The sequence below is a fragment of the Citrobacter sp. RHB35-C17 genome (genome assembly GCF_013816795.1).
In the GTDB taxonomy this organism is placed as follows: Bacteria; Pseudomonadota; Gammaproteobacteria; order Enterobacterales; family Enterobacteriaceae; genus Citrobacter_A; species Citrobacter_A amalonaticus.
Genome location: NZ_CP057150.1, coordinates 388,233 through 401,172, shown reverse-complemented (window position 1 = coordinate 401,172; position 12,940 = coordinate 388,233). Strand labels below are relative to the sequence as shown.

11 protein-coding genes are annotated in these 12,940 nt (G+C 54.1%); 8 read left to right on the top strand and 3 right to left on the bottom strand.

Going from position 1 to position 12,940, the window contains the following annotated elements:
- Window positions 1-44: 44 nt before the first annotated feature.
- Complete coding sequence (gene nudE / locus HVZ37_RS01810; protein WP_042998419.1) at window positions 45-605, bottom strand: ADP compounds hydrolase NudE; 561 nt, start codon at window positions 603-605, stop codon at window positions 45-47.
- A 324-nt stretch (window positions 606-929) separates the two neighbouring features.
- Here nudE and igaA point away from each other — a divergent pair, with 324 nt between their 5' ends.
- The 5 genes from igaA (at window position 930) to pckA (ending at window position 7,104) form a co-directional block, all read left to right on the top strand.
- Window positions 930-3,062 (top strand): intracellular growth attenuator protein IgaA, encoded by a 2,133-nt coding sequence (gene igaA / locus HVZ37_RS01805; protein ID WP_181628064.1) that lies wholly within the window; start codon window positions 930-932, stop codon window positions 3,060-3,062.
- Window positions 3,063-3,127: 65 nt separating this feature from the next.
- Window positions 3,128-3,796, top strand: coding sequence for a GMP/IMP nucleotidase (gene yrfG / locus HVZ37_RS01800; protein WP_130097474.1), 669 nt, complete (start codon window positions 3,128-3,130; stop codon window positions 3,794-3,796).
- A gap of 10 nt (window positions 3,797-3,806) precedes the next feature.
- Window positions 3,807-4,208 (top strand): ribosome-associated heat shock protein Hsp15, encoded by a 402-nt coding sequence (gene hslR, locus HVZ37_RS01795; RefSeq protein WP_044253504.1) that lies wholly within the window; start codon window positions 3,807-3,809, stop codon window positions 4,206-4,208.
- Window positions 4,209-4,232: 24 nt separating this feature from the next.
- A complete protein-coding gene (hslO, locus tag HVZ37_RS01790; protein ID WP_043001765.1) occupies window positions 4,233-5,111 on the top strand; it encodes an Hsp33 family molecular chaperone HslO in 879 nt (292 codons plus the stop codon).
- A gap of 373 nt (window positions 5,112-5,484) precedes the next feature.
- Window positions 5,485-7,104: a phosphoenolpyruvate carboxykinase (ATP) gene (pckA, locus tag HVZ37_RS01785; protein WP_042998423.1), complete on the top strand. Its 1,620-nt coding sequence runs from the start codon at window positions 5,485-5,487 to the stop codon at window positions 7,102-7,104.
- 51 nt (window positions 7,105-7,155) lie between these two features.
- Here the strand turns inward: pckA and envZ are convergent, their stop codons facing one another.
- Together envZ and ompR are read right to left on the bottom strand one after the other, a co-directional pair.
- Window positions 7,156-8,508, bottom strand: a complete 1,353-nt coding sequence (gene envZ, locus HVZ37_RS01780; RefSeq protein ID WP_042998424.1) for a two-component system sensor histidine kinase EnvZ — start codon at window positions 8,506-8,508, stop codon at window positions 7,156-7,158.
- The gene (gene ompR, locus HVZ37_RS01775; RefSeq protein WP_001157751.1) at window positions 8,505-9,224 is read right to left on the bottom strand and encodes a two-component system response regulator OmpR; all 720 of its coding nucleotides are present in this window, start codon (window positions 9,222-9,224) and stop codon (window positions 8,505-8,507) included. Before ompR ends, envZ begins: the two co-directional genes overlap by 4 nt.
- Before the next feature lie 226 nt (window positions 9,225-9,450).
- On the opposite strand from ompR, the gene greB reads away from it, so the two are divergent.
- From greB to feoA, 3 genes are all read left to right on the top strand, one after another.
- The gene (gene greB, locus HVZ37_RS01770; protein WP_181628063.1) at window positions 9,451-9,924 is read left to right on the top strand and encodes a transcription elongation factor GreB; all 474 of its coding nucleotides are present in this window, start codon (window positions 9,451-9,453) and stop codon (window positions 9,922-9,924) included.
- A 98-nt stretch (window positions 9,925-10,022) separates the two neighbouring features.
- Window positions 10,023-12,338: a Tex family protein gene (locus HVZ37_RS01765; protein WP_181628062.1), complete on the top strand. Its 2,316-nt coding sequence runs from the start codon at window positions 10,023-10,025 to the stop codon at window positions 12,336-12,338.
- A 374-nt stretch (window positions 12,339-12,712) separates the two neighbouring features.
- Window positions 12,713-12,940, top strand: coding sequence for a ferrous iron transporter A (feoA, locus tag HVZ37_RS01760; RefSeq protein WP_042998427.1), 228 nt, complete (start codon window positions 12,713-12,715; stop codon window positions 12,938-12,940).

Genomic DNA, 12,940 nt, shown 5'->3' with positions numbered 1-12,940 from the left:
AAAAGGCGCTGCGGCGCCTTTTTTCATTCCTTCAGGGGACCCGTTTACAGCCGTCCCTGCCCTTTCAGCCATTCGCGTACAAGAAACAACGCGCTCACGTTTCGTGCTTCGGTAAAGTCGGGGTCTTCCAGCAGATCCATCAGATGCGCCAGCGGCCAGCGCACCTGCGGCAACGGTTCTGGTTCATCGCCTTCCAGTGACTCGGGAAAAAGGTCTTCCGCCACCACGATATTCATCTTGCTGGAAAAGTAAGACGGCGCCATGCTGAGTTTTTTTAAAAAAGTCAGATCGTTTGCCCCAAACCCGACCTCTTCTTTCAGTTCCCGGTTCGCCGCTTCAAACACGCTTTCACCCGGGTCGATCAACCCTTTGGAAAAGCCCAGCTCATAGGACTCCGTTCCCACCGCGTATTCACGAATCAGAATCAGGTGATCGTCAACGATCGGAACAATCATTACCGCTTCACGGGTCGAGGGACGCATCCGTTCATAGACACGACGCACGCCGTTGCTGAATTCGAGGTCCACGCTTTCAACGCTAAATAGCCGCGACTGTGCGACAGTTTCGACGTTCAGAATGGTGGGTTTTTGTAATGATTTGCTCATCGTGAGAATCTATGCCGTGAAATCAGTCGTTATTGTGCGATACGCAACACGGTTTCGGCAATGCGAATTCCCAGTTATTTACATTTATGTAACCTAATAAAAATATAATTCCTATTTCAAATTAAAAGTCAATAGGTTGAAATAGGTCCAGGAATTTGCTGATATTCCGCTTTTGCAGGTTTTGCTATCATCAGCATTCACTGGGATGCGCTGAAAAATGCTCAAGTTCAACTCCATGCTTGCCGATAGCCAACCACGGGATCACGTTCATTGTGACAGGGTGCGACTGACCACACCTGACAGATTAAGTAAGATGGGGAAAGCATGAGCACCATTCTGATTTTTTTAGCGGCGTTGCTGGTCTGCGCATTGCTGGCCTGGTGGCGACTTAACGTTCGTGCCAGACGGCGTAAGCTGCCGTGGACAAATGCATTCTCAGAGGCGGCAACGCGCAAACTCACGCCTGAAGAACGCAGCGCCGTTGAAAATTATCTTGATAGCCTGAGTCAAATCCAGCAGGTACCCGGTCCGACGGGTGCCAGCGCAGCCCCTGTTTCCCTGACGCTGAATGCTGAAAGCAATAACGTCATCATTCTGACCCACTCAATCACCCGCTACGGCATCACGACGGACGATCCGAATAAGTGGCGCTACTACCTCGATTCCGTCGAAGTCCATCTGCCTCCCTTTTGGGAACAGTACATTAATGATGAAAACAGCGTTGAGCTGATCCACACCGATACGCTGCCGCTGGTGATCTCGCTAAATGGTCATTCCCTGCAAGAGTATATGCAGGAGGCGCGTGGTTACGCGCTGCAACCGACCACATCCACACAGGCGTCGATTCGCGGCGAAGAGAGCGAACAAATTGAGTTGCTGAACATTCGTCAGGAGACGCATGAAGAATACGCGCTCAGTCGCCCGGCCGGTTTTCGCGAAGCGCTGTTAATTGTCGCCGCCTTCCTGCTGTTCTTTTTCTGTCTGGTTACGCCGGACGTCTTTGTGCCGTGGATGGTGGGCGGAGCCGTGCTGTTACTGGCGGCAGGATTGTGGGGCTTATTCGCGCCGCCATCGAAATCCGCACTACGCGAAATTCACTGCCTGCGGGGAACGCCGCGCCGCTGGGGACTGTTTGGCGAAAATGACCAGGAGCAGATCAACAATATCTCGCTGGGGATTATCGACCTGGTGTATCCAAGCCACTGGCAGCCTTACATTGCGCAAGATCTCGGCCAGCAAACAGATATTGATATTTATCTCGATCGCCACGTCGTGCGTCAGGGACGGTTTTTATCCCTGCATGACGAGGTTAAACACTTCCCGTTGCAGCACTGGGTACGCAGCACGATCATCGCCAGTGGCTCACTGCTGGTGCTGATGATGCTGTTATTCTGGATCCCGCTCGATATGCCGATTAAGTTCACGCTGTCGTGGATGAAAGGTGCACAAACCATCGAAGCGACCAGCGTAAAACAGCTTGAACAGTCCGGCGTGCGCGTCGGCGACACGTTAAATCTTCGCGGGACCGGCATGTGTAATATTCATGCGCAGGGCACCTGGAGCGCACAAACCAGTTCACCGTTTATGCCGTTTGACTGCTCGCAAATCATCTGGAATGACGCCCCTGCGCTACCGTTGCCGGAATCCGATCTAGTGAACAAAGCCACTGCGCTCTCGCAGGCCGTTAACCGCCAGTTGCACCCCAAACCGGAAGATGACTCTCGCGTCAGCGCGGCCTTGCGCTCCGCCATTCAGAAATCGGGCATGGTGCTGCTGGATGATTTTGGCGATATCGTCCTGAAAACCGCCGAGTTGTGCGCGGCAGAAGACGAGTGCGTACGCCTCAAAAATGCGCTGGTAAACCTGGGGAACAGTAAAGACTGGAGCGCGCTGGTGAAACGGGCCAACGCGGGCAAACTGGATGGTGTTAACGTTCTGCTGCGTCCCGTCAGCGCCGAATCGCTCGACAATCTGGTTACCACCTCCACGGCGCCCTTTATTACCCGCGAGACCGCCCGCGCCGCCCAATCGCTGAACAGTCCCGCTCCTGGCGGATTCCTGATTGTCAGCGATGAAGGCAGCGATCTGGTCGATCAGCCCTGGCCGACCGTATCGCTGTACGATTACCCGGCGCAGGAACAGTGGAGCGCCTTCCAGCGACTGGCACAAATGCTGATGAACACGCCGTTTAGCGCCGAAGGGATTGTCACCAATATCTATACTGACGCCAATGGCACGCAGCATATCGCCCTGCACCGCATCCCCGATCGTTCTGGTTTGTGGCGTTACCTCGGCACCACGCTGCTGATGCTGACGATGCTAGCCTGCACACTCTATAATGGCGTACAGGCATTCCGCCGCTACCAGCGTCATCGCACCCGCATGATGGAGATTCAACAGTACTATGAAAGCTGTCTGAATCCGAAGCTCATCAGCGCTCCGGAAAGCCTCATCTGATAACATGTCTGCGGCGCCGGGTGTGCTACCCTGTGCCGCATCGCGTTTTCTTCTGGAGAGTTCCCATGCATATTGATATTGCCTGGCAGAACGTGGATACCGTTCTGTTAGACATGGACGGCACGCTGCTCGACCTGGCGTTTGATAACTACTTCTGGCAAAAGCTGGTGCCTGAGACCTACGGCGCGCAGAACGGGATCTCGCCACAAGAGGCGCAGGTACGCATCCGCCAGGAATATCATGCCGTGCAGCATACGCTAAACTGGTACTGTCTTGATTACTGGAGCGACCGTCTGGGTCTGGATATCTGCGCGATGACTACCGCAATGGGGCCGCGAGCGGTGTTACGTGACGATACAATCCCCTTTTTAGACGCGCTCAAAGCCTGCGGTAAACGGCGGATTTTGCTGACCAATGCGCATCCGCATAATCTGGCCGTGAAGCTGGAGCATACCGGTCTGGCCTCACACCTTGATTTATTACTTTCTACCCACACATTTGGATATCCCAAAGAGGATCAGCGGTTATGGCGCGCCGTGGCGGAAGAAACGGGAATGAGTGCAGAGAAAACGCTGTTTATCGACGATAGCGAACCTATTCTCGATGCGGCGGCGAAGTTTGGTATTCGTTATTGCCTCGGCGTGACTAACCCCGACTCTGGCGTTGCGGAAAAACAGTATGCGCGCCATCCGTCATTGAATGACTACCGCCGACTGATCCCCTCACTGATGTGAAGGAGACGCCATGAAAGAGAAGCCCTCGGTTGAGGTCAGACTGGATAAATGGCTTTGGGCTGCGCGGTTTTATAAAACCCGCGCACTGGCCCGCGAAATGGTGGACGGCGGGAAAGTTCACTATAACGGACAGCGCAGTAAGCCAAGCAAGATCGTCGAACTGAACGCCACGCTAACGCTGCGTCAGGGCAACGACGAGCGAACGGTGGTGATCAAGGCGATCACCGAGCAGCGTCGTCCGGCCAGCGAAGCCGTCACTCTGTACGAAGAGACAACGGAAAGCATAGAGAAACGCGAAAAAATGGCGCTGGCGCGTAAGCTTAACGCACTGACCATGCCGCACCCGGACAGGCGACCGGACAAAAAAGAACGCCGTGACCTGTTACGATTTAAACACGGCGACAGTGAATAACTGTCGCCCGCTAGAGAGATGATTATGCCGCAACATGACCAATTACACCGCTATCTGTTTGAAAATTTTGCCGTGCGCGGCGAACTGGTAACCGTATCGGAAACCCTGCAACAGATCCTCGAAAACCATACTTATCCGCAGCCAGTGAAAACCGTTCTCGCTGAGTTACTGGTTGCCACCAGTCTGCTCACGGCGACGCTGAAGTTCGCCGGTGATATCACCGTTCAGCTCCAGGGTGATGGTCCGCTGAGCCTGGCGGTGATCAACGGCAACAACAATCAGCAGATGCGTGGTGTGGCGCGCGTCCAGGGCGAGATCCCGGAAGATGCTGACCTGAAAACGCTGGTCGGTAATGGTTATCTGGTCATTACCATTACCCCGGAAGAAGGCGAGCGTTATCAGGGCGTTGTCGGTCTGGAAGGCGATACGCTGGCGGCATGTCTGGAAGATTACTTCCTGCGTTCTGAGCAATTGCCAACCCGTCTGTTCATTCGTACCGGTGATGTTGACGGGAAAGCCGCTGCCGGCGGAATGCTGTTGCAGGTGATGCCAGCCCAGGATGCGCAAGCGGATGACTTCAACCATCTGGCCACGCTGACCGAAACTATCAAGGCGGAAGAGCTACTGACCCTGCCAGCCAATGAAGTGCTGTGGCGTCTGTATCACGAAGAAGAGGTCACCCTTTACGATCCGCAGGACGTTGAGTTCAAATGCACCTGCTCGCGCGAACGCTGTGCTGGCGCACTGAAAACGCTGCCGGACGAAGAGGTGGATAGCATTCTGGCGGAAGAAGGCGAAATCGATATGCATTGCGACTATTGCGGGAGCCACTACCTGTTCAATGCCATGGATATTGCCGAGATCCGTAATAACGCCTCCCCTGCCGATCCGCAGGTTCACTGATCGATATCCTGAACCGGTCGGATGACGCGATGCGTCTCCGACCGTCCGCACTAAATTCCGCACTTTTTGCTAAAATTTTCTTTCGTGGTGAATCGATATTTTGTATGTAAGTGGTTTGTTAATTTCTCGCATGAATGCGATTACACTCACAACATTCCCGTGAAAAATACTAATCCTTAACCTTTTAGGAACATTTTCCACAACTAAAAAGTCATTCCTGCCATAATAAGCCCCGCTTCGTGACTGGAGTCACAGCGTTTTCAGTCAATCGTGATTTTGTCCAGATAAGTAAATCTATGAGCCTTGTCGCGGTTAACACCCCCAAAAAAACCTTACTATTCCAGGTAATACATATTGGCTAAGGAGCAGTGATATGCGCGTGAAACGATTAACCCCGCAAGATCTCAAGGCTTATGGTATCAGCGACGTTCAGGATATCGTCTACAACCCCAGCTATGAAACCCTTTATCAGGAAGAGCTAGACCCAAGCCTGGAAGGTTATGAGCGTGGTGTGTTGACGAACCTGGGTGCCGTTGCAGTTGATACCGGTATTTTCACCGGACGTTCGCCGAAGGATAAGTACATTGTTCGTGATGACACCACGCGTGACACGCTGTGGTGGTCCGACAAAGGAAAAGGCAAGAACGACAACAAACCGCTATCCCAGGAAACCTGGCAGCACCTGAAAGGATTAGTCACTAAACAACTTTCCGGTAAACGTCTGTTTATCGTTGATGCTTTCTGTGGCGCAAACGCCGATACTCGTCTCTCTGTCCGCTTCATTACCGAAGTGGCGTGGCAGGCGCATTTCGTGAAGAACATGTTCATCCGCCCAAGCGATGACGAACTGGAAGGCTTTGAGCCTGACTTTATCGTGATGAACGGCGCGAAGTGCACAAACCCACAGTGGAAAGAGCAGGGTCTGAACTCCGAAAACTTTGTCGCCTTTAACCTGACCGAACGTATCCAGCTGATTGGTGGTACCTGGTACGGCGGCGAAATGAAGAAAGGTATGTTCTCGGTGATGAACTATCTGCTGCCGCTGAAAGGCATTGCCTCCATGCACTGTTCCGCCAACGTGGGCGAGAAAGGCGACGTTGCGGTGTTCTTCGGTCTTTCCGGCACCGGGAAAACCACCCTCTCCACCGACCCGAAACGCCGTCTGATCGGCGATGACGAGCACGGCTGGGATGACGATGGCGTGTTCAACTTTGAAGGCGGTTGCTACGCAAAAACGATCAAGCTGTCGAAAGAAGCGGAACCGGAAATCTACAACGCTATCCGCCGTGATGCGCTGTTAGAAAACGTCACCGTGCGCGACGATGGGACTATCGATTTTGACGACGGCTCGAAAACCGAGAATACCCGCGTTTCCTATCCTATCTACCACATCGAAAACATCGTTAAACCGGTTTCCAAAGCCGGCCATGCCACGAAGGTGATCTTCCTGACCGCTGATGCTTTTGGCGTGCTGCCACCGGTTTCTCGCCTGACCGCCAACCAGACGCAGTACCACTTCCTGTCTGGCTTCACGGCTAAACTGGCGGGTACGGAACGCGGTGTCACCGAGCCGACGCCAACCTTCTCCGCCTGCTTCGGCGCGGCATTCCTGTCGCTGCACCCGACGCAGTATGCTGAAGTGCTGGTGAAACGCATGCAGGCCTCAGGTGCGCAGGCATACCTGGTCAACACTGGCTGGAACGGTACGGGCAAACGTATCTCCATCAAAGATACCCGCGCCATTATCGACGCTATCCTGAACGGTTCTCTGGACGATGCAGAAACCTTCAACCTGCCGATGTTTGATCTGGCGATCCCGACCGAACTTCCAGGCGTGGATACCCGTATTCTCGACCCGCGTAATACCTACGGGTCTCCGGAACAGTGGCAGGAAAAAGCCACTGCGCTGGCGAAACTGTTCATCGAGAACTTCGAGAAATACACCGATACGCCAGCAGGCGAAGCATTGGTCAGTGCCGGGCCGAAGCTGTAAGTCAGTCCGGATAAAGTAAAAATAGCAAGGGAGGCATTTCGCCTCCCTTTTTTACGCCTCTTTAGTCGTCCCCTGGACGCGGACCACAGGAACCGGTAGCCAGGCGCGGATAGAGAGCCCGCCCCGCTCGCTGGTGCCGATCTCCAGCAGCCCGTTATGGTTGTCCACGATACGCTGCACAATCGCCAGTCCCAGACCGGTTCCGCTGGTGCTACGCGCACTGTCGCCACGGACAAACGGCTGGAACAGGTGTTTACGCTGCTCAGGTTTAATGCCGGGGCCGTCATCTTCCACCTGGAACCAGGCGCGATGCGGTTCCGTCCCGCTACTGACTTTGATCCATCCGTTGCCATAACGCGCAGCGTTCACCACCATGTTGGCGACTGCACGCTTGATAGACAGCGGGTGCATCTTCACCTGAATGCTACCCGGCTGAAGCGCCGTCTCAATTTCGCGCTCATAGCCACTTTCTGCCGCCACCACTTCGCCCAGCACGGCGTTGAGATCGGCCATCTCCATCGGCATCTCCTGCCCGGTACGCAGGTAGTCGATGAACTGTTCAATGATCGCGTTGCACTCTTCGATATCTTTATTGATGGACTCCGCCAGATAACCATCCTGCTCGCCCATCATCTCTGTCGCCAGACGAATACGCGTCAGCGGGGTGCGGAGATCGTGACTGACCCCCGCCATCAGCAGCGTTCGGTCATCCGCGAGCTGCTTCACCCCGGCTGCCATATGGTTGAAGGCGCGGGTCACCGAGCGGACCTCAGAGGCGCCGTACTCACGCAGCGGCGGTGGAATAATGCCTTTCCCTACCTGCAGCGCGGCATGTTCGAGATCCACAAGGGGTCGGTTTTGTATACGTATAAACAGCCACGCCCCCCCTATTGCCAACAACATGATGGCCAGCGTATAGCGAAACAGCGGGGAGAAATCGCCCTGATGAATTTCCGTTAACGGAACGCGCACCCAGATATTGGGGGACAGCCAGGTTTTCAGCCAGACAACCGGCGAGCTTTTGTTGACCTCAACGCGCACTTCCGTCGGCCCGCCCAGCTGCTGCGCCATCTGATGGCTTAAAAATTCATAGTGTTGCGCCCAACGCAGTCCCGCCTCTTCGGCGGCTTCGTTGGAATAAAGAGAAATCCCCAGCTCACGGTAAATTTCCCGGCGAAAAGCGGGAGGCACCACCAGTTGCGTGCCGTCCTCCAGTTGCAGTTTATCGGTCATCAGCATACGCACTTCGTAGGCCAGGACCTTATTAAACTGCTGGAGACTCGGCAGAATCGCAAAGTTCAGCACCACCAGATAGGTCGTCACCAGACTGACAAACAGCAGGGTGACGATGAGCAGCAGCGTGCGGGCAAATGAACTTCGTGGCGAGAAGCGCATTCGCCTCATGCTTTAGAACCGTCCGGTACAAAAACGTAACCCAGGCCCCACACGGTCTGGATATAACGCGGATGAGCGGGATCTTCTTCCACCATGCGGCGCAAACGAGAAATCTGTACGTCGATGGAACGCTCCATTGCGGAATACTCACGACCACGCGCCAGGTTCATCAGTTTGTCACGGGACAGCGGCTCGCGCGGGTGGCTCACCAGCGCTTTCAGTACCGCAAATTCACCACTAGTGAGCGGCATCGGCTCGTCTTCACGGAACATTTCGCGAGTGCCCAGGTTTAATTTGAACTTACCAAAAGCGATGACCGCCTCTTCCTGAGAAGGCGCGCCCGGCAGTTCGTTCGCCTGACGACGCAGCACCGCCCGAATACGCGCCAGCAGTTCGCGTGGGTTAAACGGTTTCGGGATATAGTCATCGGCGCCGATTTCCAGCCCGACAATACGGTCAACTTCTTCCCCTTTCGCCGTGACCATGATGATTGGCATCGGGTTACTCTGGCTGCGCAGACGGCGGCAAATAGACAGGCCATCTTCACCCGGCAGCATCAGATCCAGTACCATAAGGTGGAAAGATTCGCGGGTTAGCAGGCGATCCATTTGCTCGGCGTTAGCGACGCTTCGAACCTGGAAGCCCTGTTCGGTCAGATAACGCTCCAGCAGCGCGCGCAGGCGCATGTCGTCATCGACCACCAGAATTTTATAGTTCTCTTGCATTGTTTGTACTCCCAAAGGTTCGCAACAATTGAAGGTATGTATTCTTAAAAAAGCTTACGTTCGTCACCAGCGAATTCTGGTATGAATTCCAGGCTAAATTGTTACAAAGCATATTTAACAGCAGCTTAAGTATACAATGAAACGCGCAGCACATTATTTATTCTGTTATCAGGGTGACGTAATACGAATTGTGCGCTTCGTCACAGACTTAAAGGTAATCAATAAGATGAAAACGCCTCTGATCACCCGGGAAGGGTACGAAAAACTCAAAAGTGAGCTTAATTACCTCTGGCGTGAAGAACGCCCGGAAGTCACAAAGAAGGTGACCTGGGCGGCGAGTCTGGGTGACCGCAGTGAGAATGCCGACTATCAGTATAATAAAAAGCGCCTGCGTGAGATCGACCGACGCGTCCGTTACCTGACTAAATGCATGGAGAATTTGAAGATCGTCGATTACTCCCCGCAGCAGGAAGGCAAAGTGTTTTTCGGCGCATGGGTAGAAATTGAGAATGACGATGGCAATACCCGTCGCTTTCGGATTGTCGGCTACGATGAAATTTTTGGCCGCAAAGATTATATCTCCATCGACTCGCCGATGGCGCGCGCGCTGCTGAAAAAAGAGGTCGGCGATCTCGCGGTGGTCAACACGCCTGGTGGGGAAGCAAGCTGGTACGTGAATGCGATCGAATACGTAAAATGAGCAGGAACAATCCGAAGCCCCGCGCTATGGCTGGCGTTTTTGCCCATCAATCCGTATAACTGTTCCCTGATTTTTTACTCAGTAGATGAAGCCAATCCATGATGAATGATTCTTTCTGCCGCATTATTGCGGGTGAAATTCAGGCCCGGGCCGACCAGGTCACCGCTGCCGTTCGCCTGCTTGACGAAGGGAACACCGTGCCGTTTATCGCACGTTACCGTAAGGAAATCACCGGCGGCCTGGATGATACGCAACTGCGTAATCTGGAGACCCGACTGGGCTATTTGCGCGAACTGGAAGAGCGCCGTCAGGCCATTCTCAAGTCCATTTCCGAGCAAGGCAAACTGACCGATGATCTGGCGACTGCCATCAACGGCACGTTAAGTAAGACCGAACTCGAAGATCTTTACCTCCCGTATAAACCCAAACGCCGCACCCGTGGACAGATAGCGATTGAAGCCGGTCTGGAACCGCTGGCCGACCTGTTGTGGAACGACCCGTCACACGATCCGGACACCGAAGCGGCAAAATATATCGATGCAGAGAAAGGGGTTGCCGACAGCAAAGCCGCGCTTGATGGCGCACGCTATATCCTGATGGAACGCTTTGCCGAAGACGCCGCGCTGCTGGCGAAGGTACGTGACTATCTGTGGAAAAATGCCCATCTGGTTGCCAGCGTAGTCAGCGGTAAAGAAGAGGAAGGCGCAAAATTCCGCGACTATTTCGATCATCACGAGCCGATCGCCTCCGTGCCTTCTCACCGTGCGCTGGCAATGTTCCGCGGTCGTAATGAAGGCGTGTTGCAGCTTTCGCTGAATGCCGATCCGCAGTTCGATGAGCCGCCGAAAGAGAGCTACTGCGAGCAGATCATTATGGATCACCTCGGCCTGCGTCTGAACAACGCACCGGCAGACAGCTGGCGCAAAGGCGTGGTGAGCTGGACGTGGCGTATCAAGGTGCTTATGCACCTCGAGACCGAGCTGATGGGGACTGTCCGCGAGCGCGCGGAGGACGAAGCAATCAACGTATTCGCCCGCAACCTGCACGACCTGTTGATGGCGGCACCAGCGGGTCTGCGTGCCACTATGGGCCTCGATCCGGGTCTGCGTACCGGGGTAAAAGTCGCCGTGGTGGATGGCACTGGTAAGCTGGTCGCCACCGATACCATCTATCCTCACACCGGTCAGGCGGCGAAAGCCGCCATGGTAGTGGCTGCGCTGTGTGAGAAGTACAATGTGGAACTGGTGGCGATTGGTAACGGCACCGCCTCGCGTGAAACCGAACGCTTCTTCCTCGATGTACAGAAACAGTTCCCGAAAGTGACGGCGCAGAAAGTGATCGTCAGCGAAGCCGGGGCGTCAGTCTATTCCGCGTCAGAACTGGCAGCCCAGGAGTTCCCGGATCTCGACGTCTCGCTGCGCGGCGCGGTCTCTATTGCGCGCCGTCTGCAGGATCCGCTCGCTGAGCTGGTGAAAATCGATCCGAAATCGATCGGCGTCGGTCAGTATCAGCATGACGTCAGCCAGACACAGTTAGCCCGTAAGCTGGACGCGGTAGTGGAAGACTGTGTGAACGCCGTCGGCGTTGATTTGAATACGGCATCGGTTCCGCTGTTAACCCGTGTAGCCGGTCTGACCCGAATGATGGCGCAGAATATCGTGGCCTGGCGCGACGAGAACGGGCAGTTCCAGAATCGTCAGCAACTGCTGAAAGTCAGCCGACTGGGACCGAAAGCCTTCGAACAGTGCGCAGGCTTCCTGCGTATTAACCACGGTGATAACCCGCTGGATGCTTCCACCGTTCACCCGGAAGCCTATCCGGTCGTGGAACGTATTCTGGCGGCAACTCAACAGGCGCTGAAAGATCTGATGGGCAACAGCAGCGAACTGCGCAATCTGAAAGCCGTCGATTTTACCGACGACAAGTTCGGTGTCCCGACCGTCAGTGACATCATCAAAGAGCTGGAGAAACCAGGTCGCGATCCGCGTCCGGAATTCAAAACCGCGCAGTTTGCCGATGGCGTTGAAACCATGAACGATTTGCAGCCGGGGATGGTTCTCGAGGGTGCCGTCACCAACGTCACCAACTTTGGTGCGTTTGTGGATATCGGCGTTCACCAGGATGGACTGGTTCACATCTCATCGCTGTCGAACAAGTTTGTTGACGATCCCCACACCGTGGTGAAAGCGGGCGACATCGTGAAGGTGAAAGTACTGGAAGTTGACCTGCAACGTAAGCGTATTGCCCTGACGATGCGTCTGGACGAACAGCCGGGTGAAACCAATGCCCGTCGCGGCGGCGGCAATGATCGTCCGGCAGCGAAAGCGGCAAAACCACGTACTCGTGAAGCGCAGCCCGCCGGTAACAGCGCGATGATGGATGCGCTGGCGGCAGCAATGGATAAAAAACGTTAAGTTTAGATCGAGTGCCGGATGGCGGCGGAACCGCCCTGTCCGGCCCTTTACCGCATCCACCTTCTCCATCGCGTTATATTTATCACGCCATTAACAGATGAAACCTTAATTAAACATTAACAACGTTAATTTATTAAGAATTCAAATCATTTCATCTGCTGGTTATTATTTTTGAGCCATATCAAAAATGACGCAGATTATTATTCAAACCAACATTCCGTCACATTTAATCGGTTGAAGATAAAAACCATTCTCATTATCATTGCATTGTTGATTATTTACTCTTTCCTTCGTTGGCTAATCATCTGGTCTCATGCCGCGCCCCTTTGCCCCATGAGGTAAACATCCAGTTAGCGAGAAACAAGTAGGTTCTTATGCAATTTGCTCCAGATACTGCGTGGAAAATCACTGGTTTTTCCCGAGAAATAAGTCCTGCATACCGTCAGAAACTGCTTTCCCTCGGCATGCTCCCGGGTTCCTCATTTAACGTGGTGCGCGTCGCCCCCTTAGGCGATCCTGTCCATATTGAAACGCGTCGCGTTAGCCTGGTATTGCGTAAAAAAGACCTGGCATTATTAGAAGTGGAAGCGGTTTCCTGTTAA

Bases quoted from the DNA above. Each gene is read 5' to 3' on its own strand.
- ompR (WP_001157751.1), bottom strand. From the start codon at position 9,224: ATGCAAGAGAACTATAAAATTCTGGTGGTCGATGACGACATGCGCCTG.
- yrfG (WP_130097474.1), top strand. From the start codon at position 3,128: ATGCATATTGATATTGCCTGGCAGAACGTGGATACCGTTCTGTTAGAC.
- hslR (WP_044253504.1), top strand. From the start codon at position 3,807: ATGAAAGAGAAGCCCTCGGTTGAGGTCAGACTGGATAAATGGCTTTGG.
- envZ (WP_042998424.1), bottom strand. From the start codon at position 8,508: ATGAGGCGAATGCGCTTCTCGCCACGAAGTTCATTTGCCCGCACGCTG.
- feoA (WP_042998427.1), top strand. From the start codon at position 12,713: ATGCAATTTGCTCCAGATACTGCGTGGAAAATCACTGGTTTTTCCCGA.
- nudE (WP_042998419.1), bottom strand. From the start codon at position 605: ATGAGCAAATCATTACAAAAACCCACCATTCTGAACGTCGAAACTGTC.
- greB (WP_181628063.1), top strand. From the start codon at position 9,451: ATGAAAACGCCTCTGATCACCCGGGAAGGGTACGAAAAACTCAAAAGT.
- igaA (WP_181628064.1), top strand. From the start codon at position 930: ATGAGCACCATTCTGATTTTTTTAGCGGCGTTGCTGGTCTGCGCATTG.
- pckA (WP_042998423.1), top strand. From the start codon at position 5,485: ATGCGCGTGAAACGATTAACCCCGCAAGATCTCAAGGCTTATGGTATC.
- HVZ37_RS01765 (WP_181628062.1), top strand. From the start codon at position 10,023: ATGATGAATGATTCTTTCTGCCGCATTATTGCGGGTGAAATTCAGGCC.
- hslO (WP_043001765.1), top strand. From the start codon at position 4,233: ATGCCGCAACATGACCAATTACACCGCTATCTGTTTGAAAATTTTGCC.